Origin of the sequence: Paraburkholderia unamae (assembly GCF_003096875.1) — a bacterium.
Classification (GTDB): domain Bacteria; phylum Pseudomonadota; class Gammaproteobacteria; order Burkholderiales; family Burkholderiaceae; genus Paraburkholderia; species Paraburkholderia unamae.
On sequence record NZ_QEOB01000011.1, the window covers coordinates 164,861 to 188,906 of the forward strand.

Below are 24,046 nucleotides of genomic sequence, written 5' to 3' on the forward strand. Positions count from 1 at the left end.
GCAAAGAAAAGTAGGTGCCGCCCCGCACAGGGGCAACATCGAGTCTCACGCGCAATTCGCCAGAACCCTTGTCCATCAAGGCCTTGGCGTGAATTATAACCTGTTGGCGAGGGGGCGAACTGCGGTGCGAGGACTACATGGGGACTACCAGCGCGAGTTTTCGGCATAACGTCCAGGCTGCGTGCTGTGACGTTCGATGACCGCTCCTCGGAGCGAGCGCGTCCGTTACGATCAGCCGCGACCGTATCACCGGGTGCTTCGATAGATCGTCGGAAAGTCCCCCGGACTACTCCCGCCGCATTGCGTCTGGAGTGCGGCGCTGGATAACTGAAACTTCTGGCTATCCCAGATCCATGCCGTTGCGGCACCGCAATCAGCTACACCGCGCCCCTTGTCGAATTCAGACAAGGTTCCCGTCTCGGGATTGAAGTCAGGCTCCATCAGCGAGTTGCCCGTATCCTTGCCGTCAGGCGCAGGCAGGTGAAGGGGCAACTGCACACCGTTCTGGCGTGACACCAGATACACGTCCGATGAAGTCTGGTAAGCGCCAGCCACGCACGGTATGAGCACCAGCGCTGTCTTCACGTCAAGTGCATAGGCAGCCGTTTCACCATGCCCGGCTGCCTCCTTCTCGCAGCCGTCGGCCTGCGCTAGTGCTTTTGCTGAATAACGCTTTAACAGGCTCTGTTCCTCCTTGCCGGAAAGCCGTGCATCAATCTTGCGCTCAGGTATGCGTGGCAAGACGGGCGGCGGTGGCACCATTGATGCGGGCGTCGCTCCCTTGCGTACCAACGCCGTGACTCCACCGATACGCCCCTGGCGATCATCCATTCGCAGCAGGGCGGCGACCAGGCCGTCAAGAGGAACAACCGCATCCTTGTCCTCTCCCACCTGCAGAACCGTGCCGTTACGAAGTTGCGTCAGCATCTGCTCGACGGCTGCAATCCTGTGCGTTGAGAGAACGGTTCCATCTGAACCGCTGCTTGTCAATTTCCAGGCTGAGGGGTCCAGTCGCAGTGGCCGGCCATCAACGTGCAAATCGTCCAGCGCGAAGGAATCAACTGTGCTGAGTCGCACGCCGATCCAGCCCGCAGATCCGGCCCCTCGAATGAATCGCAGATCAGGCGTGCCGCCAGCACCTTCGGTAAAACCTTTCGCCTCGCATGTCAAAGCGTTATCGCAAACGATCAGCCAGGATTTGTATTGGTCAGACGAAGGGCGGGCTGCTGATGCGGCAGTAACTACGCCCGCGCCCAGCACCGCTGCGAGTAGAAACCTGACAAGTGTGGACTTCATGGAATCAAAATCATCGTAAGTGAAGTAACAGCGTGCCTCGCTGCGAATAGCAGGGGCGATGCCCCAGATGTTCGGTGGTGAAAGTGATCGGTACAGCACCTCGCCTTCGAAGGAATATCCAGCAAAGATCGTGAAGGATGGGCCAAACTAGAATCCTTCACTTAGTGCCTTTGGCACCAGATAGCGGCCTTGTTCTGGATCGAACGTCACGTTATAGGTGATATTGACGGAACGATCGCCGCGTGTATCTGTTTCAGCAATTTTTAACGGATATATCTTGCCCTGGGAGCCGGTATCTGGCGTGATCGTAAAATGACGCTCCCGGCACTGGCTGTACATTTCGCCACACTCGTACGTGCCGCTGTTGTCCAGTTCCAGACTGATGTGCGGAGCGGCTTCGATGAGCTTGTCACCATACGGAAGATAGATTGACCGCACTTGCTGGGTATAGCCTTCGCCCGTAGAGTATTCATCGATCGAGAAGCCAAAAAGGTGGGGGCCAAATTTGTGGATGCTAACTTCCCCCGGTTCTCCGTTACCACCCGACTCGATATCTTTTTTCTGCATCACCGGCTCAAGGCCATGACCATCCTGCGTAGGCTTCAGCACGTAAAGATCAATCGACCCAGGCTCAGCTTCACCGCCCATTCCAGGTACACCATCTTGCACGGCCGATTCAGTCTCGCCACATATGGCGAGAAGATAGCGCGGACCATCAGCAGTACTTACACGAATCGATCCACACTTCTGATATATATCTGCGCCATCGCCGGGCTGCCATCCTTGTCGATCACTTCGCCATTTTCCATAGTTACTCTTCAGAAAGTCAGCGAACAACTGATCGTCGGTCGGTGTGGCGATCACTGTACTGGGGCGAGCAGTTTTGACAGAGCGTCGGCTGCTTGACGTGCCAGATTGAGACTGGTTTCCGGACTGCCTGTCACATCCAGAGAGAATCAAAATTGTTGCGCAGAAAATAGCCGAAGACTTCTTCATTACGTATTCTTCTCGATATATTCGACCATCGCCTCACGAGTTGAGTCTCCCGTGGTCGTTTCCTTCCCATCTTCGACCTTGACCCACCAAAGGTGTGAGATGTGCTCGTGCCCCTGACCGCCAGCCATACGTCGTGCGGTGCATTTGTATGTAACGCTCATACAACTCCTTGCTTGAAAGTTGCCGCAAACAAAATCTGTCATCGGAGATTGCCCGATGACCTCGTACAACGCTCAAATTCAGAAGCACTCCACACAGGCGCAGGAAATCTGGTTTGGTTCTTTCGTGACTCGAAGCACATTATTCCCACTCCGCGACACCACCATGCCGCGAACAGGTTCCGGAATGATGCTGGCTGAAGCTGTACGTCCCGTCTCCGCAATGGGCCGTAGCGCCAGGCGGTACAGCGCCATCTTTCGTCCTTGAGGGTGAATGCACGCCATGGCCATCGTGGTTGACGTAATGGCCGTGATTCGTCAGATCGGATTCGTCCGGCTGCGTCCAGGTATCCTGGGCAGAGGTGCGCGCGGAAACGGGCGTTGCAACAACGGCCACTGCGGCAACAAGGAGGACTGCGATAATGCACTTCGCCGTGCTGGCGTCAGGTTTCAGCTTCATGGCAATTGATAGCGGGAAGGATTTTTCATGGCAGTCCTGGCCGATTGTGCTCAGTCCGAAAATACATATCTCCCGTTCATCTTTCTGGGCGAAACAAACACGAAATCAGGAAACAGCTGGTTGCGCACAAACCAGACGTAGGCAACCGCAGCGAGGCTGATTGCCACGGCGATTGCGGTCGTGCCAGGTTCGGCGGAGAAGCCCTGGAATGCGCGCGGTAGCTGTGTGAGCGAAAGAAGGATGAATCCGTTGTAGATATTCGCCCTGTTTCTCGCGAAGCCCCACACAAACAGCAAGCCGAGAAGCGCCACGACTGCGCCAGTGAACAGACCTGCGCCCGGAGAAATCTGCACGCCCGCGCCAAACGCGACCAGCAGCCCGAGCGCGAGTTCGATGCACGCAATCACGATGACTGCCCTGATATGCAGCCAGTTGGCCGCGCATCGCTGCGGATCGGCATACGCCGCAATCCGGTATGCCAGTACGCGGTCCTTGACTCCATTTCCCGATAATGCGGCGAATACATCCTGCTTTTTTGCACCCGCAGAGAGCATTTCTTCCACCCGCGCGATTGCTTCCTTTTTATCCATTCACCACCCGCTCCAGAATCATGGCGTTATAGAAAAGGAGACCTGAACGAAACATCGTTTCAATCCTCCCGTAGTTCAGGTCCACCCAGGCGCATCATCGCGTCGAATACCGCCGTAAAAACCAGATCGGTTGCTCACGCTGGAAAGCATTCGACAGGCCCCGTCGCTGCCGGGAATTGCAGGGAGGACACCACGAACCGCTCCTGACGTTGACAGCCCTGGACTCCCGGCGATGACCTTGCGCGCACTCGCATTCGAGCCGCAACAGAACAATCGCGTATGCCCGAGAGAGGCCATCGGCCACCGCGCACTTTTGCGGTGGCATGGTTATGGCGTTCCCGAGGTACGCGTCGATGCCAGATCAGGCAGCGTGCCCGTCGCCTCGTAACGCCGCCGCTTCCAGTCGTTCCCGGGGCGAATCCGCTCAAGATTGGCACACTGCGGGCACCAGTGCCCCGCCATGACTGTCTCCGGTTTCGTTGTCCATTCATGCCCACGCTGGCATTCCCAGACCAGCTTCACGGCTACGCCCAGATATTCCCTTGACAGGCATTTGCCGCCCCGGCTGTGTGCCAGTTCCTGCATGTCCTGAATCGAGTACGCGTACCGGCTGCGCCGCAAGCATGCCGGACACCAGCCGCCACCCAGCACCGTCTTTGGTCTGGACCGCCAGACGTGGCCGCACGCACACTGCCACGCCAGCAGCGTGACGATCCCGAGATACTGCGCCGACAGGCACTTGCCGCCACGGGAGCGGGCCAGTTCGTGCATCTGCTCAATCGTGCACGCATGCACGTTCTGGCTTGCGCACTGCCGGCACCAACGCCCGTCAGCAACCGAATGAGGCACGGCCTCCCACATATGCCCCTGCGCACACTGCCAGCGAAGCGGCGTGTGGGCGTCAGCGTAGCGGGTAGACAGGCAACGGCCCCCACGCGATTCAGCAAGTGCCTGCATGTCTGCCAGTGAACCACGCATGCTGTCGTAGTAACACTGGCGACACCACGCTCCCCGACGAATGCCGACGGGTGCAGCGTGCCATTCATGCCCCCGGGCGCAACGCCATTGCAGCGGCTGCGCCCCGCTGATGTACGCGGTCGAAAGGCACAGGCCGCCGCGCGCGGCAGCCAGCGCGTGCATGTCGTCCAGCGTGTAAGCTTTTCTCTGCTGCCGCGCGCACTCGGGACACCACGTACGACGCTTGACCGATGCGGGCACGGCCTGCCAGCGGTGCCCCTTCGCACACTCCCATTCCAGCGGCGTGGAGCAGCCTGCATAGTGTTGCGAGAGGCAGCGCCCGCCGCGCCGTGCTGCCACTGCGTGCATGGCTTCCAGCGTGTCGAGTTTGCGCACGCGGGAGCAGGTTGGGCACCAGGAACGTTGCTTGACAGAGTCAGGCGTCGCGCTCCAGCGATGCCCCTGCGCGCACTGCCATTCGAGGCGGTCACTCCCGCGCACATAGGTAGCGGACAGGCACAGGCCGCCCCGGCTGGCGGCAAGGCGGTGCATGTCCTCAATGGTCTTCGTGATAGCCATTTCTTGCGTTGAACTCGGCAAATGCTTACACGGTCGGGCCGCCGCCCGCAACAACGAGCGTCGCGCTACATGATGTGCCGCTGCCGTGGTGGGCGATGTTGCGACCGTCAATGGTGCCGAGGCCGCCGCTCGTGATGATCGCGGGGCCATGCTCGGGGCAGGTCACCATGTCGCCGACGCGGGCGGCAGGGATACCTCCTATCGTGACGCAGGGCGCGGCGGTTGAAACAGCGCCGCCGTGGGTGGTGGGGGTTCTGAGAGTTGCTATGGGGGTCGCCATAAGCAGATAATTTGAAAATTGCACGTTCAGTGCGTTGTCAAAACATCGCGACATCATATTTAGCTATCGCGAGCGTTTGTCCTCAACTTGCCCTCTAACTCGGAAAAATTTTTTAGCAACCCAGATATCACACATCGGTCTCCATTAGAGAATTTTATAGTCAATTGAGGAGATCCTTTGAATTGGCGAAAATTTATATCAACAATATTACTTAAAATAAACTCCCGCCTTGAAATTCCACCGACCACCAAAATTGCGCCATCAATTCGAACATAAAACCTTAAAAGATAGATCGCGTATACCAACAAAACTGCAGAAAATCCAAAAGAAATCAAATACCCCGTCAAAGGAATAGAATTCCCGGGTCGCGCAATAATAATTGGCGCCATTGCCATCAAAATGGATACCACGACAACCAATCCGACGATATGCAATGGATATCGATAGGTTGCTTCGCCATTATTCGAGACGTAAGTGACTTTAGGACTCTCTCGACCAGTTGCGCCGTCATCATTACCTTGCAATTCAGACCGTATTACACCAACGCACTTCCGCGTCGCCGGCCATATGGTCGTAGCCACCAGCAGATAAGCAATCCAGAAATAGAGTTCTTGAGAAATGTACAGCCCAAACCATTTTCCCAACCAAGCCCGACCGTTAATTGCCACGATGCAAATCACGGCAACCGGCGTTAAAGCCTTTGCGATCGAAACGAAGAATTGTATTTTTCTCGTCATTTCTTAGGGCACCCACAATCATTACCAGCCTTTAATCCAGCAGCCACACCAACAGTAATGCCGGCCCCAATAAATCCTACGGTAGCCCCACCCACAGCTCCGGCTGCAACAGATTCTGCCGCGCCTTCGACTAACGCCGAGGCTGCACCACCAACCGCTCCACCAGCTGTCCCCCCTAGCGGGACAGAAACCGCGTCAGGTGCGCCGAGTTGTTGTGCAGCACCCGTTACCACGCCTCCAACTGCTCCTCCGAGCGTTCCGCTTACCGGCGCATTCAGCGAAGTAGCATATCCATTCGCGGCTCCTGCTCCTGTGTTGGAAGCCACCGTTGAGGGGCTTAGGTAGCCGAAAATACCTCCAACCGCCCCACCTATTACGCCTCCCACTGCCATTCCGACCGGCCCGAATTCGGCCAAAACGACTGCTCCCGATGCCGCCCCACCAGCAGCGCCGGAAATCGCGTTAATACTCGCATCGGACATGCAATAAAGACCGAGCGGATCAATCCGCCGTATTGGATTGCCGCTGACATAGGTGTACTGATTGGCTCCGCCGAGCAGCCCGATCGGGTCCTGGTTGACATACCGCCCACTCTGCGGATCGTAATACCGATGCCGGTTATAGTGCAGCCCCGATTCGGCGTCGTAATACTGTCCCGGAAAGCGGATCGGGTTGTCGATCTCGCGCTTCAGGTACCCACGCGTCTTGCCGTAGGCGCTCAGATCTGCCGCCCACACCACCTGCCTGCGGTCATCGTAGATTTCCTGCGGCGTGCCCAGATGGTCCGTGACGTAATGATAGGCCTGCGCACCATCGAGCCTGGCCAGCGGCCCGGCAAGGTTCGGATGAGCCACATACGTGATAGGTGCCGTCCTGCCCTGGTCCGCGCGAATCTCCTGCGCCATCCAGTCGCCGTCCCACACGAACAGCGTCGTCGCCGTTCGACCGTTTGCGTTGGTGTGATGCTTGGCCGTGCGCCGCCCCAGCGCGTCATACTCGTAGCGGCTCGTGTCACCATCGGTGTGCACAATCCCCTTGAGCTGGTGCGTACCGCTGTAGCGGTAGGTGATCGTCAGCGCCTGCGATGCATCGGCCTGCGGCACCGCCACGCTCGTGCGGTTGCCATGCCCGTCATAGGTGTATTGCGGCGACTGCCCAACCGGCAGTTCCGGCGTCACAAGAACCTGTAGCCGGTCGCCCTTCGCCACGCCAATACGCGTGAGTTTGCCGTGGCCCACTGCCAGCAGGTTGCCTGCCGGATCGTACGCAAACGTCTCGCTCGCGCGGCCTGCCGCCACGCCGGTCAGTCTTGACACCGGATCGTAGGTATAGGCGCGGCTGTCGCGCATGGCATCGTGCAGCGCGGTGATCTGGCCTGCCTGGTCGTGCTCCCAGCTTCGCCACACCTTCAGGGCCTCTGCCGGATTGCCTCCGCTGTCTACCCCCTGCCAGCGGTGCGCCGCCAGCAGGCCCGCCGGGCTGTATGCGAAGTGATGCGAGACCGGCCCCTGCGTGCGCAGCGTCTCGCGGTGCAGCGCGTCGCGCTCGAACGCCGCCAGCGCCTCGCCGTTGAACAGCACGCCGTGGACATGGCCCGAGCCATAGCGCTGCCACGTCAAGGTGCCCGCATCGGGCAGGTGCGTGGCGCTGCGGTGACCCAGTGCGTCCAGCTCGTGCGCGAGCCGCCACACCTGCCCGTGGTGCGCCTGTGTCTCGCTTTTGCGTCGCCCGGCTGCGTCGTATTCGAAGGTCACCTGGCTCGGCGTTTCGCCCGGGGCGCTCGCCTGTGCCTGCGTGAGCAGCCCGCGTGCGTCGTAGCGGTAGCTCGCGTGCGTGCCGTCCGTCGAATGCCGCTCGATGGGGCGGCCCAGCACGTCGTAGGCAATGTCGGTCGTGATCTGGCCGTCCGTGCCATGGTCGGTGCGGACGATCACTTCGCCAGCTGCGCTGTAGCGGTACGTCTGACGCCGTCCGTCGAAGCCGGTCTGCGCCGCCAGCCGGTCGCGGCTGTCGTATTCGAAGCTGGTCTGCTCGCCGTTCGCGTTGGTCAGCGCCGTCAGCCGTCCCAGCGTGTCGTAGCGGTAGCCCTGCCCGCCGCCTGCCGGATCGGTCACGGTGGTGCGCTGGTCGTAGGCATCCCACTGTGTACGCGTGACACGCTCAAGCGGGTCTGTCTGGGCGCTCACGCGGCCAGCGCCGTCATAGACCACATTCCACGGGCCAAGTCCCGCAGGAGTAATGCCGTCCAGCCTGTTGCGCGTGGCGTCCCAGTGCTGCAAGGTTTCCTGGTCCAGCGGGTTGCGAGTCGAAATCAGGCGGCCTTCGCCATCGTAGCGATACGTTGTCGTATGGCCCGAGCAGTCCGTGCGGGCCGTGAGCTGTCCGGCGTCGTTGTACTGCATCGTCGTGACGTTGCCCAGCGCATCCGTGCGTGTGGCCGGCAGGCCCTTTTCATACGCGTAGGCCGTCGTGTTGCCCAGCGGGTCCGTTTCGCCCGTGAGGTGGCCCGCGCCATCATACGCGCGCTGCCACACCTGGCCTGCCGGGTCCGTGACGAGCACTGGCAAATTCTGGTCGTTGTAGCTCACGCGCGTGATGTTGCCCGCCGCGTCGATGACGGTCACGGGGTTGCCCCGCGCATCGTTGACGATCTGCGTGGTGCGGCCCAGTTCGTCGGTGTGACCGCTGATGCTGCCCGTTTCATCGAAATGCGTGGCGTACGTGCTGCCGTCCGGGTACAGGATGCGGTCCACCGCCCACAGGCCGTTGTAGTGGTATTCGGTGGTGCGGCCCAGCCCGTCTGTCACGCGCGTGGTCTTGCTGGCGTTCTGGTAGGCGAAGCGGGTGTCGCGCGTGATCGCGGGCTGGCCCTGACGCGCCGCCTCGTCGTCCACATACGCGAACGTGCGCGTCACGCGCGCCTGCGGCGTCTCGCCGTCCCACTCCGACATGTGGATCGCACCCGAGGGCGTGCGGTAGCCGGTCAGCAGGTGGTTACGGTATTCGTAGCGCCACGTGCGTCCCGCGCGGTCGGTCGCCTCGCGCAGGTCGCCGTTCGCGTCGTAGGTGTAGCTCGCCAGCAGCGGGCTGCCGTGGGCTTCGAGATGTACTGCCGTGATGCGACCCGTGTCATCCAGGGTGCAGCGCACCGCGTGGACATTGTTGCGAACGGCCTGGAGCCAGCCTTCGGGCGTGTAACCGAGGGACAAGGTATTGCCGTCGCGGTCGGTGACGCGCTGAAGCTGCCAGCGCGCGTCGTCGGTCGGGTGAAGGGCGTAGTGTTCCTCCACGCCATCGCCGAAGCGCACGGCATACGTGGCACCAGCAGGGCTGTCCTCACCGCGCACAAGCGTGTACTTCTCGATGACGTGGAAATGTTCCTGGCCCGGTTCGAGCAGCGGAAAACGCAGGCGGCGGCCATCGGCGTCGAAGTAGGTCAGTTGCGCCGTATCGCGGCGGATTTCCGCCGAGTACGGCAGCCGCCAGGCCACGCCAAGCGTACCCGCGCGCTGGTCCTCACTGCGATAGCTACGGCCCCAGCGGATCGGCATGCGACCCGGCAGGCTGAAATCCTCGTGACTGAGCACCTTCTGGCCGGTTGCCACGTCCACCGGATTATTGGTTGTATGGCGCTTCGCGCATTCCGCACACGTGGCCTCCGTGACCGGCGCGAGCCCGCCCGCGCTGCCCCCGCTCATGCTGATGACCGGGGCCTTCAGGTAGATGCCCTTACCCTCCAGCGTGATCCCCGCGTCGTCAACTGTCACCTTGCCGCCGGGGCCGATCAGTTGCGCCTGCTTCGCGCCAGAGAGATGCGCCTCGCCCGAATCCCGGATCGAAAGCTGGTTGTTCTCCGCGCTCGATACCGCTTCCGGCAGGTTCGGTTCGAAGTCCGGCGTCGCCTCGACCGGGTTCGCCAGGTCCTTCTGTACCGCGTCGCCCACTGCCTTGCCGCGCACCGTCAGCGTGTACGTGTGCCCCACGTCCGACGACCAGTTCTGCGCCACCCGGTCATGACGGTCCAGGCCGACCGTGCTCGCCATCTGCAACGCCACGTTGCGCAGGTACAACCCGCCCACGTTCACGTTGTACGCCAGCCCCACGTTGAGCATCTGCCCCAGGCCCACGTTCTGCACCGCTGCCAGGTCGATGGTTTCCCACTTCCAGCCGCCCGTGTTCAGCTTCCAGTTGCGCCCGATGTGGTCCGTCTCGTCGTGCCCGATGGTCTTCGTGCGGTCATGGCCCACCGTGTGCGTCTCGTCGTGCTCGACCACGGTGTCCATGTCCCGTTCGGCCTGCACCCAGAGCTGTTCCTGGCCTTTTTTATCCTCGAAGCGGATCGCGTTGGCGTTGCCATAGCCGCCACCCTTCGAAGAGCGCGTGAGAATGCCGCTTTGCGTCGCGTTGCCCGGCAACGGCCACGGCGGCAGGGTCGCGGCGTTGTAGAGCCGCCCCACGACCACCGGTCGCGCCGGGTCGCCGTTCTCGAAGTCCACAATCACTTCCGTGCCGATGCGCGGAATATGGATGCCGCCGAAGTTCGACCCCGCCCACGGATACGACACACGGATCCAGCACGACGCGTTCTGGTCCATCGGCCCGGCGTGATCCCAGCGAAAATGCAGCTTCACGCGTCCGTAACTGTCGGTCCAGATTTCGTGGCCTTCCGGGCCAGTCACTACCGCCGTCTGCGGGCCGCTCACGCGCGGCTTCGGCCACAGGTCAGGGCGGAACTGCACTGTGGCGGGCTGCACCTCGAAGTCCACCTCGACGCGGTGCTGCGCGCCGCTGCCGGTCGCCTCGCTGGTTTCCTCCAGCGTGAGCTTCGCCCACAGCACGAGGTATTCGCGGTTGGCTTCGGCCCTGGGGAAATTCTCCAGCGTGAAGGTCGTCCCGCACACCACATCGCGCAGGTTGCCGTGGCCGGTGGCGCGCTCGCCCGGTGCGCGCAGCCCTTCCATGCGCAGCCGCGCGATATCCGCGCCCTTGCCGTGTTCCGTGTAGTTGCCGGGCCACTCGCGCTTCTCCAGGTCGCCGTGCGCTACGTCCTGCTGCAGTTCGTCCTGTGACCCGAGGTTCGCGGCGGGTTGCTTGAAGTGGTAATCGTCGGTGGCATAGACGCCGGTCGTGACACGCTGCACCGGCTCGAAGCGGTCGATGTATTCGCGGTCGATCTTCTGGTCCGGCTCGTGGTATTCGAGCGTGTGATACGCCTCGCTCCGGACCGGCCCGTAGCCGCCCAGGTGATCCACGAAGATGATGCGGTGAAACGTGCCGCTGTGCTCGACGTACCAGGCGATGCCGTGCTCGGCCAGCAGCCGCTGCACGAACGCGAGCGAGGTCTCGTTGTACTGCACGATGTAATCGAGCAGTTCATAGGTGCCGCCCGTGCGGAACTCGTACGCGTACGTCACCACGCCCAACACTTCCTCAACGATTTCGATGACGGACTTTCTCTGGAATATCCTGTAGTCCGTCGTCAGGTCGAGCAGGGCCAGCCACGGCTTGATGACCACCGCATAGCGGCACTGGCGGTTGAGCCGCCCGACGAACTTCGCCTCCATCACGATGCCGGAAATCTCGCGCGTACCCGCGCCGATATTCATGGCACCCGCAACGCTCCCCATGCCTTCCAGCGCAATCGTGACGGTCAGTTCGGTGCCGATGATCGACGCGAGGTCGATGGAGGCGGCCTGTTCCTCCGGCACGTCCAGCGCCGTGGTGAGCATCAGGTCGTACTGGCAGACCGTCGAGAGGCGTTCCTCGCCCGTGATGGCGCTGAGCACGAACAGGTCCTCGCCATCCTCCTGCACCGGTAGCGCAGGTCCGGTGACCCGGATGGTGCGCTTCTGGCCTTTGGGCCACCAGCGCCCGAAGATTTGCTCATTGGTCAGCATGCCGGGCAACCTCCCGGCTGGTGGTGGACAGCGGACAGCAGGCAAGGCATGAAACGGGCTCCTCTCTCAGGCTCGTGATGGCGATGTGAGGCAATGGGCGCGTCAGCCCATCAGGCATGTGCCTGATCTGGCACTGTCTGCTTCGCAACAGGCATCACCAATCAGAGAAGTCCGAAACCGGTGTGGCGCATCGGGCCGGTGCATTCCGGATTTGATGGGCCGCAAACCAGCCAGGTCACGCCTGTTCCAGCCATCGCTTCGCGGTACATCCATTCGCGGTCGGCGTGGGGAGTGCAAAGGGCTTTGCAATGCCAGGCCGGTGGGTTTGCATCCAGCAAGCCCGCCAGTGCTGGAGCCGGGTGCAAAGTGCAAAGTGCTTAGACCTTTCGAGGGCCGCAGCTAGAGGAAAGACGCGGTGCGCAAGTTTCCCCTCGTTTTTTGGGGGCGGAGAAGGACCCGCCGCGCCCCCCGAAGGCAGTCCCCACCGCAACGGGAGGCCCCAGGGATTGCCTTCGCGCGGCGGTCCACGCGATTCGAACTTGTCCGATGCCAGCGGCAGACCAGGACGCCTACACTCGGTCTTGTCTTGAAATTCAACGCCCCCGGAGAACTGCCATGAGCCCGCTTTCGTCACTGATCGATCATTCGCAACTGCTCAACCGCGTTCAGACGCTGTACTCGTTCGCACCGAACGAAGAAACGTTCGTGGCAGACGAGCGCGCCGCCGCGCAGAAAGCCGTCAGGCGAGATGACGAACGCACGGCGCAGATCAAGGGCCTCGTCACCGGCACGCTGCTGTTCCTGCCGTTCCTCGGCGCGTATCTCGCCCTCTGTGCAAGCCGGTAACCCCCCAACGCAGACAGGAACATTGCCGCCAAAACATGAGGGCGCGACTGCGCCCCTCATGCACCGGGTCTCAAGTTTTTCGCGTCGGTGCCGTTACAGGTCAGGTTGGAACCCGATATAGACGACACATGAACAACACAGCGGATCACGAACCTACCCACGATGAAATGGTCGCGTCAATCATTGACGCTTTTAGCCATACACCCGAAGCGCCTGAAGACCGGGCCGCCCAGATCAATCTGGCGCTCGATGCGGGCGACGCCGTGATGGCGGCGAGCATCGTGTTTGACCACGCGCGCGACCTCCGTATCCCGTTCACCGCACTTGACTCCGGTGCCAGCGGGCTATTCCCGTACCCGGACCTTGCGCCCTTCGGCAATCAGGGGCTTGAGCAGTTTATGGAAGCACTTGGGCATCTTGGCCTGAAACTCACGGTCAGCCCCGCAGGCAACTGAGAGCGCAGACGGCGCGTCATCGACCTGTCGCGATGGCACGCGCGAGCTGCGCGCCGGACACGCTATCGAAGTTCGCGCGCGCAACCGCTTCAGCGCGTTCGCCAGGCTGCACACCATCACACTCAGCGGCAAGGATCAGGACGCCTTCATTGCCGTTGCCCGCGGGCTTTTCCGGGCACGCGGATAGCAAAGGCGGGCGCGGCAAGCGTGCGGAGGCAAACCAGTTTGATTCAAACCCGTTTTCGATTGGCCGATTGAGGTTCGCCCGCGCTGTGCATCTGCTCCGCCCCCGAAATGGTCAAACCTGTTATCGAGGGCGCACCTGGCCTTGATGAAGGCTATGCCGATGCCTTCAATGCCAGGCTTGAGCGCCGCGACTTATCAACAGGGGCGGTCGTGGCAGGAGCAAAACTCCCCGGACCGAAGAATTCGGGCAGGAAGGCGACGCGATTTTCTTCGGCAACGAGACTGGCAGTGATTTTCTTATGGGCATTCGGCACGATTGACTTTCCTCAAAATTTGTTGGCACTCCATACGGAGAATTTGAGCTTGAAGTGACCCCGTTCGTGGTCAAGCGTGCCGATGTACCCGTCAGGAGAACGCGCGCGCCAGTTCCTGCCGGTACGCGAGTTTCCCTCATGAATGCCCGATCCTTCGCCGTGAAGGGCGGCGTGGCCCAGCCACCGGGCTGACTGACGCACGGCGCTCAACATCGAGTTCATGAACGAGCGCGGCAAATGCCTCGTCGGGCGCGGCAACCAGATCCGCCAGCCCCGCCGCTACCCCCTTGCCGCCAAGGAACTCGCCCGCCTGCATTGCGCGCAGGGTGGTGCGCTTCAGGTGGCGATTGCGCGCCACTGTCGTCACCAGCATCTCGCCGAGTGCATCCACATCGGCCTGGATGCGTGCACGGGCCTCGTGCGCGAGCGGCTGTACGTCATTGCCATCGGCCTTGCGCGCGCCGTACGAAATCAGTGTGACCTTCACGCCCGCCGCGCCCAGCGCCTGCGAGTAATCCACGTGCGCGACAAGCACACCAAGGCCACCGATGCGCCCCGTGCGCGGCATGCTCACGACCTCGCACGCCGACGCCAGCACATACGCCGTGCCGAGCGCCGTTTCCGACAGGATCGCCATGACCGGCTTGACGCTGCGCGCCGCGTAGATCAGGTCAGCCAGGTCCAGGCATGCCGCGATTTCGCCGCCGGTCGAGTCGATATCGAACACCACGGCGCGCACTGCATCATCGGCCAGCGCCAGCGCGAAGCTGGCGCGGATGCCGTCATAGCCGGTCACGCTCCCCAGGCCGTCCACCAGGAGCGGCCCCGGCACGCCCAGCTTCGGCACGAGCAGCCCCGCCACGGGGATGATGGCAACGCCTTCAGGCATCTGGCCGCATGGGCACGCGGGCGACGCCACGGCGGGGACGTTGCAGCGGCCCGGCAGTGGACCGGTCAGCGCGCGCGCCTGCCCGACGGACATCGACAGCGGCGTGTCGAGCAGGCTCAGGCCGAATGGGAAAACACCCGTGCCGCGCATTTTCCGGCCCTACAGGCGGCCCGTGCGCTGCGCCGCTACGCGGGCAAAGGCCGCGTCCCAGGCGGCCGCTGTACGCGCTTCATGCGGCTGTACGCGCGTCCTTGGCTTGTCACCCTGGGCGCGTACGGCCGCGAACGCGCGGTCCCAGCCTGCAGCGATGGATTCGGGCGTTTCGGCTTCGACGAAACCGCGTCCGATAACGAAGGTGCGTTGTTTCATGGTGACTTCTCCTTCCAGGATGTTCGGGTTGGCCCGCCGCGCAGCTAGCGCTGCACCACCTCACCGGGTGGAACCGGAGAGCCACCGCTGAACGAAACAGCGATGCCTTTGCGGCCCGCACCCGCCAGTTGCGTGGCGAGGCGCGAGTAGCGCGAGAAATGCACAGCAAGCGCCAACGCATTGATCACCGGCTGTAACTGCGGACCAAGTTCGGCGCGCGCGGCGGCGAGTTGATCGTCGCCGGGCTTCAGGCGGTTGGCGGCGCGGTAGTCGCGCGAGTTCGCGTCAAACTCGGTTCCACCGTCCACCGACGGCAGATAGGCGTCACGCAGATAGCGCGCGCTGCTGCCGCCTGGATACACCGCGCGGATCGTCGCCGCCTTCGCGAGAATCGCGCACAGTTGCGTCGCAATACGTTCAACGTCCGGTTCCAGCGCCAGCATCATCGATTCGAGCACACCGTCTGCATCCGTGCGGACGATGCCGATTTCCGTGACGATCTCGCTGTCAAGCTGCTCGATGGCCGGCTCCATCGCTGCCTGACGGTCAAGCAGGCGGCGCTCGGTCGCCTCGGCGCGCAGGATCGCGTCCATCATCGCTTCGGTCTTCGCCTTGTGTGCGCTCTCGCAGTCCTCCCGCGCCGCATCCGCCGACGCCTCGAAGGCAATATCTGCCTGCGTGAGTTGTTCACGCAGCACAAGCGCTTCGGCGTGCGCCTTCTCGATCTGTGCTGGCAGCGCGCGGATCGCGTCGATCATGCGCGCCTTGCGCGCCATCAGTTCGCGAAGCTTGCCGAAGGATTCAGCATCCGCAACGCCATGCAGTTCCCGGTCATTGATCGTCTTGTCCATCGCTCTTCTCCTGTGCGCCCGCGTGGGCGCGTTCGTCATGCATTGAAAGTCGCCTCGCTGGTGTCACGGGTCGAGGTGTTGCTGTGCGTTGGCAATTTCCGCGCGTTTGCGGCGCACGTGATAGGCCGACACGAGCGCGTGCGCTACCACCGACACCGCTACGCGGGCTTCGCCGCTATCAGCTGTCCATATCGCCAGTTCGAGCGGGCCGCTCACGCTCACGCTGTCGCCCGCCGTGAGTGCGAGCAGTTCGTCGCGCACGCGGGTATCGAACGCCATTACCCGTACAAAGATCACGCCTTCGCCACCGGTCGGCACGCGTAGCGTGGCGAGCGCGTACGCGTTGCCGTTTTTCGCGGTGCGAGCCTCCGGATGCTTCACAAGCGCGCCGCTGAGTAGTCCGTCGATCATGCGGTTTCCCTCCTGGTGGTTGAGCGCTTCGCGGCGCGTGCCGCCTCGCGCGCTGCTTTCGCTTCGGCGCGCTCCTTCCCCTTGCGGGCCATTTCCTCGTAAGCAGTGCGCTGCTTTGCCTGCGCCTCGCGCGACCTCACCGCAGCCGGTAGCGGATCGAGCCAGCCGTAACGCGCCGCGAGCACGTATACGAGGGCGATTTCCACGCCCGGTCGCGGGTAATAGTGCCGCGCGAGATTTACCGGATAGCGGGCACGCAGCCACCATTGCGCAAGACGGGCCAGCCCGGCAGGCCCGAATTCGAGCGCCCAGGCCGCCGCTATTCTTTTGCGTTCGGGCGAGTCAGGCGGAATGGCGTCGAGCGCCGAGCACGCGCGCCAGAATGCGGTGCAAACCGGCTTGCTGTCATTCGGCAGCACTGGCTGCGCGTTGCGTGCTACCCAGTTGCCAGCGTTCGCTGCACACATGCGATTGCCTCCTCGTGAGAGTTAAGGCAGCAGGAATATAGGTAAGGAAAAGCAGCAAAGCATACAGAATAGAAAGGAATACTGACTTATATGCCTCATATGCCTACAGTGCCTAACATGCCTAATATGCATAAACAGACGTAACTACTCTCTCTCCCTCTCTCTCTCTCTCTCTTGCTGCTCTTTCTATTCCTTGGCGGCCTCCGATTCATCGTGCCACGCTTCGCCCTTCGATATGGCGAGGAGGCGCAGGCCAGCCGGCGTGAGGCGCAGGAACCCGCCGGGTTTCCAGATAGAGCCACCTGTGGCGAGCTTTTCGACCATGCGCGATACAGCGCCACTACCGAATCCGAGCGCCTTGGCGATCATTGCCTGCGTGCCACAGCCGTCTGCAATGGCCTGCAAATACCGCAACTGCTCCGGCGTCACCATCTCGTCCGCATCGCACATAAAGCGAAAATTCAGGTCATCGCCGAGCCGGTACAGCATGCGCGTATCGGGCAGGTCGCGCCCAACGGTCGAGATAATGCGGCGGTCGCTGTCCTGCTTTTGCAGCACAAGAATGGCGTCCGCGCCACCGGTCACTGCGTAGGAGCCGGAAACGCTGGACAGCACACTTTCCGCAATTGCCTTCGTGGTGTGCAGCACGAGCACAATCGAGATACCGCGCGCCATTGCCTCGCGCTGCAACCATGCAACCTCCGCCTGCTCCTGCGCGTACTGATCCTGACGCTTGTCGAGCGGTCGGCAGAACTTGCGCCATGTGTCGATCGTCACCTGCACCGGTTTGAGCGTTTCGAGGAGGCGCAACAGTGCATCACGGTTGCCCTGTTCCCATTCGGTCACGAAACTGAGTCCCGCAATGTCGGCCGGGCGCGTACCCATCTGTTGCAGGCGGTCGTATATGCGGCGGTTGCCGTTTTCGAGGTCGAGATACAGCACCGGTCCCTGCCGCACCTCGCGATACCATAGGGGCATGCCTGCGCTGATATGGCGGCCGATCTGCAGCGCCAGCACCGACTTGTTGCACTTCGGCGGTGCTGCGATCACGGTCAGGCCCACGGGCAAGAACCCGTCCACGAGAAAGACGGGTTTCTCCGGCGGGTTCGCGAACAGGTCGGTCGCCGCGATCACCTGGGGCTCCCACGGCTGTGCCTTTTCCTGCTCCCGTTCTTTCGCTCCCCCGCGTGGCGGTTCAGGCTCGTCCGGTGCAGGCTTGCGCGTGTTGCTCCGGATGAATGCCTCGAGCGCTTCGGATTCATATAGCGCCTCGTAGTCGAACGCGTCTTCGCCGGGTTTGAAGTTTTCCGGCATCGGGCACCACTGCGCGGCGGTCGCCCGCGCCGCCGCTTCGGTGGCCGCTTCGGTGCCGCGATCGGCAACGTACACCAGGCGACGTGCCGGGTAGCGTGCGCGCCAGGCCGCGCCCACGGTGCCAAAACGCGCAACGCCACCGGTCGCCACAACGGCCGCCTGATACATGGCACGCGCAACCGCGCCAGCCGTTTTCGCGCCTTCAGCAACGTACAGGTCGCAGTCGCCGTGCACATCGCCCAACTGGTAGCACGAGCACCCCATGCGCCCGCGCAGCGTACGCTTTTCACCGTTCGGGAAAATGCGCTGCAGGGTCACGAGCGCACCGTCGAGGTCGCGGAAAGGCGTGAGCAGTGCATCAGGATTGCCGGCCTCGATACGCACTGTGTCCGGATCGATCTGCCCGGCGCGCACATACGGGTGTGCGTGCGCTGGTTCCCCGGCCTCCCAGAGCGCCGTCGCGTTGCACGGTGCGCCGTCGCTTTCCTCCTCCCACGCCTCCTCGTGCGGGGGTTCGCTCGCGCGCGGCTCAACCGGTTCCTGGTCGGTCCAGCCCGCCGCCCGTGCCAGGTAAAACAGGGTGCCCTCGTTGATCTGTTCCATGCGGGCACACGAGCGCCACGTGGTGCGCGTCGCCTGCAATCCGCCATAGTTGCCGCCGCACCTGGACCAGGCATCAAAGTCGTCAAATCCGACACCGGCCTTGTACGCCGCCGCCCCCGCGCGTACCCACTCCTTGCGGGGCATGTTCGGGTCGAGCGCGCGAAGCGCCGCGCGCGCCCGTTCGGCCGGATTCATTGTGTCTCCCGATCGTTTTCGTCGTCGCGATAGCGTTCCAGATCGAGGCGAGCCTGCTCCGCCGCATCACGGAAGCGGCCAGCCTCGTGCGACTGCATGGTGCGCCCGCCGTCAATCCAGCAGCGCTGCAACCACGCAACCAATTCGCGCAGGTCGTCCATATCGAGCCCCTACGCGGTTTCTTGCGCGTTGGCGGCTGCGTGGATCGTGTGGGCTTCCACCCAAGCGCGCTCGGCTTCGGGCGTGATGACGGTGCGGTTGCCGACCTTGAGTTCAGCCGGGGCGAGGCCCTTCTTCTTCAACGCGTAGTAGAGCGGCTTTGAGAAGCCGTAGTAATCGCAGAGCTGCTGTACTGTCTTGCACGGGGCGCCGTTCATGCCAACCTCCTGTAAGTGATTGAGCCCGCAATGGGCTACCACTTACAAGCGTGGAACAGCGCAGAACTGCGCGCAACAGAGGACTGGCGTTAGCGCCGTTAGCGCAGCGCTAGCGCCGCTAACGCTACTCTCCGGCTCGTTTTTTGGCCCATTTCTTGACCGTGCGCCACTGCTTGACGCCGTACTCACGGCACACCTCGGCCATGAATTCGGCGCGCTTTTCAGCGGACATCGCAGCGCCACCCCACTCGTCGTACTTCGCGAGCACGGCGTCCTCCGCCTTGCGCGACTCACTCGCGTTCTTGCTGTTGATCTCGCTCTGCGTCTTTTTCTGCGCCGCAAGTGCCTGCGCGCCGAGCAGCTTCGCCACGTTCTCCGGTGTCACCTGACGTATGGGCCAGTCCCCCGGGTGCGCTTGCGACAGGATGGCGATGATGACTGCGTGCATCTCAGGGACCGCCCTTATACGTGGGTCACGCTCCATGTTTTCCAGGTGCTCGACAACAGCCCGCAACGCGTCGATGCGGGGCATAACCTTGCGCAGACCGGCGAGCAACTTGTCAGGAATACTGGTAAAACGGGCTTCGAGCTCGCGTATCCCGGCGAACAATGACGTGAGACCAGTGGTGTCGTGGTGAGTGGGCATGGCCGGACGCTCCCGTATCACAGGAAACATCCATGCTAACCGATGCAGACTCGAAGATAATCACCCAGCAAACGAGAAAGCCCCCAATGCGGGGGCTTCTCTGTGCATCAAAGGGAGCGATCAGGCGGCCTGGGCGCTGTCGTCGACAGTCTCAGGCGTGCGTGGCCGGTCAAGCACCGAGAGCGCTTCGGCGAGTTTGCCTTCACGCGCGCGCAGATAGCGCTGCGTCATGCGGCTGTCCTTGTGGCCGAGAATCTTCTGTACGTGATAGACCGCCACGCCCTCGTTGATCATGCGTGTGGCCGTGTGATGCCGGGTGTCCATGAATCTGAAATTCGTGACCTTCGCCTCGCGCTTGACCTTTTGCCAGTCGCGTACTTCACGCAGCGGCTCGCCGATCTCGTTCGTGAACACGCGGACGAACTTCACCTGACGCCGCCACGCCATCAGCGTCTCGCAGGCTTCGCGGTTCATCGGAATGACGCGGCGCTTCTTCACCTTGCTCGTTTGCGGCTCGACCGTGATCGTGCGTGCCTTGAAGTCTACAGCCGTCCATTCGAGCCGCAGCAGTTCACTGCGACGCAGCCCGGTATTGATCGCGACGAGGATCGACGGCTTCACATGGTCGACGAAAACATGATGCTCGCCAGGCACCCCGGCAAGCTTGCGGCTGTCATGACGCGCCGCCGCATCTTCACGAATACGTGCTTCACGCGCATCGAGCGCAGCACGCAGTCGCTGTTCCTCATCCGCTGTCAGTTCCCGGCCATGCCTGGCTTCTTCCTCGGGATCGGTCTTGCAGCGCAGTCGCGCGCAGGGATTGCTCATGATGATCTCGTGCTCGACGGCGTGCGAGAACAGGCCGCCAATCGAGCCGAGCGTGCGGTTGATACCTGTGGGTTTGTGTCCGGCCGCGACGCGCTGCTCGATCCACTTCTTCATCATGGGCCGCGTCACTTCATCGAGTCGCTTCGGCAGCAGGTCAGCGAAGTCGCGCCGGATGTTCTTCAGGTTCTGTTCGGGCGTCTCGCTTTTCGTCGTGCCACGCCAGTACGCCGCATAGTCACCGTCGAGATAGCCGCCCACGGTCGGCATCGCGCAGTGCTTCGCGTCGGCCATGCGCCGTTCGTGCTTCGCGACGCGTGTAGGCATCGTGTCGGACTTGTGGTCGGTGCGGCCGATGAAGGCCTTGGCTGCCGCACGCGCTTCCTCAACGGTCATTGCAGGCCAGCGACCGACGCTCCTCTTCTGCTGGCCTTCGGGCGCGCTCCAGCGGTACACAAAGGAGACCGAGCCGTTGGCACGCATGCGCAGCCCGAAGCCGGTAAGCGTGTCGTCGTAGACGTCGCGCAGTCCAGGCACGTCGCCTCGTGCCAGCGCCGCCATGCGCTCGCCTTCGAGCCGCCGGATCAGTTCGCGGTTGATACGTTCCTTCGCCATTTTTTGTCCTCAAGTGGCCGGTTCGCGACGCGGGGACTAAAAAAGGACAATCCGCGCCGTGAACCCTGATAGACCCAGGAATACCCGGGTGAACTTAAGGCCTTGATTTTGTTGACGAATTTAACTCTAGTATACCGCGAGAGACTAATCAACTTCCCCGCACAGGGGCAACGCATGCAGACCGACACGAAAACAAGGAAACGCCAACGCCCTACGAACCACGACAACAACGAAAAAACCCGCAAAAGCACAAAAAAGGCACTACAAACCGGCCCCCCAAAGCACGGGCAAACCCGGATCAGAAGCCCGAATAAGATGCTTGAGCAGATTCCGCAACCCGGCGGCCTCGCGCCGCCCAAGCTGCTCGACGAGCGCGGCCTCGACCGCATGTGCGGCGGCCAGCACTTGCCGCGACGCCGCGAGCCCTGAATCGCTGAGCGCATAGCGCGCCACGGCATCGTTACTCACCGCGAGCAAGCCGCGCGCGCACATACCCGCGAGCAGCTCCGCATCGGCCGCGATCCCGGTATAAGCCGTATGCGCCGCGATCTCCGCGACATCGAGCCCGGAGCGCACGGCAAGCAGCGACAACACGAAGAACTCGCCATGCGAGATGCCAAGCTCGTCCAGCGTGCGCTGAAAGCTCCACATGAACTGATAATGCGCGCGCCCGAGCAGATACCCCAGCAACTCCTCGGTAAACGGCGCGGCACCGCCATTCGTCGCACCGGCATCGGTAGCCACCGGCCGGGACAAACGCGTAGCGAGCGCATACTCACCACTCACATAAAGCAGCGGCGCGGCCTCCGACTGATCGAACCCGATCACCTCGCCCACAAAAATAATGTGATCGCCGCCCTCATAACGAAACACCGTGCGGCACTGAAAGCGCGCAGCGCATCCGGCAAGCAACGGCGCATCGGCGAGCGCGGGTTCGAGCGCAAGCCCGGCGAACTTGTCCTCGCCCGCGCGCGCGAAGCGGTTGGCCAGATCGTTCTGTTCGTTCGCGAGGATATGCACGTTCCAGTGCTCCGCCGCGTGAAACACGGGCAGGCTGCGCGCCGACTTCGCGAGGCTCCACAGCACCATCGGCGGGTCGAGCGACACCGAGTTGAAACTGTTGGCGGTCATGCCGACAGGCGCGCCGTCCCCGGCGCGCGCGGTGACGATCGTCACGCCCGTGGCGAACATGCCGAGCGCACGGCGAAAGCCGCTCGGATCGAACGGGGAAGTGGGTTTGTCCATGGCGATGTAGCGGGTGTGAATGATCGTCGCTAGCGTCGCGCGCCGGGCCGTGAAACGAATCCCCCAGACGGACTAGAACCCCCGTCCCGCCTGCGTGCGCCCGTTAGTCCATTCAGACGATGAGTGCCACGGGGGGCGATGGGAGCATGTCATCAGGCCGGAGACCCCGCTGCCAGGCGGGTTGTCACGGACATCCATACGGGCCAACACGAGAGTATTGAGGAGCACAAATGAGTGCAGTGAGCGACGACTACCTGTCCGCCGATGCGGTTGCCCTGATCGAGCGGGCGCGAGCCATGATTCCCCGTCTCGCCGAGCGGGCCACCGCCGCCGAAGCTGCGGGCCGGGTGCCGGACGAAACCGTGCGCGAGCTGGCCGAAGCCGGTCTCTTTCGCGTGCTGCAACCGCGCCGCTGGGGCGGCAGCGAGCTCGATCCGCGCGTGTTCTACACGATCCAGATGACGCTTGCCGAAGGCTGCATGTCGACGGCGTGGATCTACGGTGTGATCGCCGTGCATTACTGGCAGCTTTCGCTCTTTCCCGAAGCGGCGCAGCAGGACGTGTGGGCGCGCGACGCCTCCACGCGCATCGCCTCGACCTACATGCCGACGGGCAAGGCCGAAGCCGTGGAAGGCGGCTTTCGCTTCTCGGGCCGCTGGAGCTTTTCGAGCGGCTGCGAGCACGCCGACTGGATTTTCCTCGGCGGTCTGCTGCCCAAACGCGACGGCTCGGGCGCGATGGAACACACCACGTTCCTGCTGCCGCGCGGCGACTTCAAGATCGTCGGGAACTGGGACGTGCTCGGGCTGCGTGCGACCGGCAGTCACGACATCGTCGTCGAGAACGTGTTCGTGCCGGAGCATCGCACGCAACGCACCAACGATCACAGCGACGCGGGCTGCCCGGGGCGCGAGATCAACGAGGGCTGGCTGTATCGCGTGCCGTTCACGCAGATGTTCCAGCGTGCTGTGTCGAGCGCATGTATCGGCGCGCTGCAAGGCGCGGTAACGAGCTTCCGGGCACGCTCCGCCGCGCACGTGGGCAAGCACGGCGGCAAGACGGCCGAGGACCCGAACGCGCAAACGGCCGTGACCGAAGCCATGATGACGGTCGATCAGCTCACGCTCGTGCTGCTGCGCAATTACGCCAACGTCGCGCGTTGCGCGAAGACGCGCACGGCCATGCCCGTGGAAGAACGTCTCATGCAGCGCGCGCAATCGGCGCTCGTGCCCAAGCTCTGCGCCCAGCACGCCAACGAGTTGCTGCGCGCGAGCGCGGGCTCGGGCATGTACAAGGGCAACGCCGTGGAGCGCATTTTCCGCGACATCCATCAGGCGCGCGGCCACATCGCCAACAACACCGATGCCTATATCCGCGCCCACGGCGCGGTGGCGCTCGGGCTGCCCAACGCGGACCCGTTCATCTGAGCGCGGCGGCCGGGCGCAGGCCCGGCCGGACAGAACAAGACACAACGAGACAGAGGAGCAA

General features: G+C 62.7%; 23 protein-coding genes. 4 read left to right on the top strand and 19 right to left on the bottom strand.

Annotation, left to right across the window (positions count from 1 at the left end; genetic code table 11):
• Window positions 1-246: 246 nt before the first annotated feature.
• The 8 genes from C7402_RS23215 to tssI all read right to left on the bottom strand — a co-directional run bounded on the left by C7402_RS23215 (window position 247) and on the right by tssI (window position 11,950).
• Window positions 247-1,395 (bottom strand): DUF1176 domain-containing protein, encoded by a 1,149-nt coding sequence (locus C7402_RS23215; protein ID WP_133254534.1) that lies wholly within the window; start codon window positions 1,393-1,395, stop codon window positions 247-249.
• A gap of 48 nt (window positions 1,396-1,443) precedes the next feature.
• Window positions 1,444-2,292: a topoisomerase IV gene (locus C7402_RS46365; RefSeq protein ID WP_133254535.1), complete on the bottom strand. Its 849-nt coding sequence runs from the start codon at window positions 2,290-2,292 to the stop codon at window positions 1,444-1,446.
• A 300-nt stretch (window positions 2,293-2,592) separates the two neighbouring features.
• Complete coding sequence (locus C7402_RS23225; protein WP_116612288.1) at window positions 2,593-2,910, bottom strand: DUF3761 domain-containing protein; 318 nt, start codon at window positions 2,908-2,910, stop codon at window positions 2,593-2,595.
• Window positions 2,911-2,960: 50 nt separating this feature from the next.
• Complete coding sequence (locus C7402_RS23230; RefSeq protein WP_116612289.1) at window positions 2,961-3,500, bottom strand: hypothetical protein; 540 nt, start codon at window positions 3,498-3,500, stop codon at window positions 2,961-2,963.
• A 327-nt stretch (window positions 3,501-3,827) separates the two neighbouring features.
• Entirely contained in the window at window positions 3,828-5,036 is a 1,209-nt protein-coding gene (locus C7402_RS23235; RefSeq protein WP_116612290.1) for a hypothetical protein, read from the bottom strand.
• Between the two features lie 25 nt (window positions 5,037-5,061).
• A complete protein-coding gene (locus tag C7402_RS23240; RefSeq protein WP_341869256.1) occupies window positions 5,062-5,373 on the bottom strand; it encodes a PAAR domain-containing protein in 312 nt (103 codons plus the stop codon).
• Window positions 5,374-5,375: 2 nt separating this feature from the next.
• Window positions 5,376-6,053 (bottom strand): hypothetical protein, encoded by a 678-nt coding sequence (locus tag C7402_RS46370; RefSeq protein WP_133254536.1) that lies wholly within the window; start codon window positions 6,051-6,053, stop codon window positions 5,376-5,378.
• Window positions 6,050-11,950: a type VI secretion system tip protein TssI/VgrG gene (tssI, locus tag C7402_RS23245; protein ID WP_116612292.1), complete on the bottom strand. Its 5,901-nt coding sequence runs from the start codon at window positions 11,948-11,950 to the stop codon at window positions 6,050-6,052. Before tssI ends, C7402_RS46370 begins: the two co-directional genes overlap by 4 nt.
• Window positions 11,951-12,565: 615 nt before the next feature.
• Here tssI and C7402_RS23250 point away from each other — a divergent pair.
• The 3 genes from C7402_RS23250 to C7402_RS46375 all read left to right on the top strand — a co-directional run bounded on the left by C7402_RS23250 (window position 12,566) and on the right by C7402_RS46375 (window position 13,809).
• Window positions 12,566-12,796: a hypothetical protein gene (locus tag C7402_RS23250; RefSeq protein WP_116612293.1), complete on the top strand. Its 231-nt coding sequence runs from the start codon at window positions 12,566-12,568 to the stop codon at window positions 12,794-12,796.
• Between the two features lie 128 nt (window positions 12,797-12,924).
• Window positions 12,925-13,251, top strand: a complete 327-nt coding sequence (locus tag C7402_RS23255) for a lipocalin/fatty acid-binding family protein (RefSeq protein WP_133254537.1) — start codon at window positions 12,925-12,927, stop codon at window positions 13,249-13,251.
• Between the two features lie 294 nt (window positions 13,252-13,545).
• Complete coding sequence (locus C7402_RS46375) at window positions 13,546-13,809, top strand: hypothetical protein (protein ID WP_133254538.1); 264 nt, start codon at window positions 13,546-13,548, stop codon at window positions 13,807-13,809.
• Between the two features lie 78 nt (window positions 13,810-13,887).
• On the opposite strand, the gene C7402_RS23260 is transcribed toward C7402_RS46375, so the two are convergent.
• From C7402_RS23260 to C7402_RS23305, 11 genes are all read right to left on the bottom strand, one after another.
• Window positions 13,888-14,790 carry a S49 family peptidase gene (locus tag C7402_RS23260; RefSeq protein ID WP_116612295.1) on the bottom strand — a complete coding sequence of 301 codons (903 nt, stop codon included), beginning with the start codon at window positions 14,788-14,790 and terminating at the stop codon, window positions 13,888-13,890.
• A 9-nt stretch (window positions 14,791-14,799) separates the two neighbouring features.
• Window positions 14,800-15,009 (bottom strand): hypothetical protein, encoded by a 210-nt coding sequence (locus C7402_RS23265; protein ID WP_116612296.1) that lies wholly within the window; start codon window positions 15,007-15,009, stop codon window positions 14,800-14,802.
• 44 nt (window positions 15,010-15,053) lie between these two features.
• Window positions 15,054-15,860 carry a hypothetical protein gene (locus C7402_RS23270; protein ID WP_116612297.1) on the bottom strand — a complete coding sequence of 269 codons (807 nt, stop codon included), beginning with the start codon at window positions 15,858-15,860 and terminating at the stop codon, window positions 15,054-15,056.
• A 63-nt stretch (window positions 15,861-15,923) separates the two neighbouring features.
• Window positions 15,924-16,271, bottom strand: a complete 348-nt coding sequence (locus C7402_RS23275; protein WP_116612298.1) for a single-stranded DNA-binding protein — start codon at window positions 16,269-16,271, stop codon at window positions 15,924-15,926.
• Window positions 16,268-16,738, bottom strand: a complete 471-nt coding sequence (locus C7402_RS23280) for a hypothetical protein (RefSeq protein ID WP_116612299.1) — start codon at window positions 16,736-16,738, stop codon at window positions 16,268-16,270. The genes C7402_RS23275 and C7402_RS23280 overlap by 4 nt, the downstream gene beginning before the upstream one ends.
• A gap of 186 nt (window positions 16,739-16,924) precedes the next feature.
• On the bottom strand, window positions 16,925-18,850 hold the full coding sequence (locus C7402_RS23285; protein WP_116612300.1) for an AAA family ATPase: 1,926 nt from the start codon (window positions 18,848-18,850) through the stop codon (window positions 16,925-16,927).
• The gene (locus C7402_RS47035) at window positions 18,847-19,011 is read right to left on the bottom strand and encodes a hypothetical protein (RefSeq protein ID WP_165841966.1); all 165 of its coding nucleotides are present in this window, start codon (window positions 19,009-19,011) and stop codon (window positions 18,847-18,849) included. The genes C7402_RS23285 and C7402_RS47035 overlap by 4 nt, the downstream gene beginning before the upstream one ends.
• 9 nt (window positions 19,012-19,020) lie before the next feature.
• Window positions 19,021-19,227, bottom strand: a complete 207-nt coding sequence (locus C7402_RS23290; protein WP_116612301.1) for a helix-turn-helix transcriptional regulator — start codon at window positions 19,225-19,227, stop codon at window positions 19,021-19,023.
• 124 nt (window positions 19,228-19,351) lie between these two features.
• Window positions 19,352-19,873, bottom strand: a complete 522-nt coding sequence (locus tag C7402_RS23295) for a hypothetical protein (RefSeq protein WP_116612302.1) — start codon at window positions 19,871-19,873, stop codon at window positions 19,352-19,354.
• A 120-nt stretch (window positions 19,874-19,993) separates the two neighbouring features.
• Window positions 19,994-21,313 carry a site-specific integrase gene (locus C7402_RS23300; RefSeq protein ID WP_116612303.1) on the bottom strand — a complete coding sequence of 440 codons (1,320 nt, stop codon included), beginning with the start codon at window positions 21,311-21,313 and terminating at the stop codon, window positions 19,994-19,996.
• A 261-nt stretch (window positions 21,314-21,574) separates the two neighbouring features.
• Complete coding sequence (locus C7402_RS23305) at window positions 21,575-22,558, bottom strand: flavin reductase (protein WP_116612304.1); 984 nt, start codon at window positions 22,556-22,558, stop codon at window positions 21,575-21,577.
• A 230-nt stretch (window positions 22,559-22,788) separates the two neighbouring features.
• Here C7402_RS23305 and C7402_RS23310 point away from each other — a divergent pair, with 230 nt between their 5' ends.
• Window positions 22,789-23,985: an acyl-CoA dehydrogenase family protein gene (locus tag C7402_RS23310; RefSeq protein WP_112174191.1), complete on the top strand. Its 1,197-nt coding sequence runs from the start codon at window positions 22,789-22,791 to the stop codon at window positions 23,983-23,985.
• Window positions 23,986-24,046: the final 61 nt, after the last annotated feature.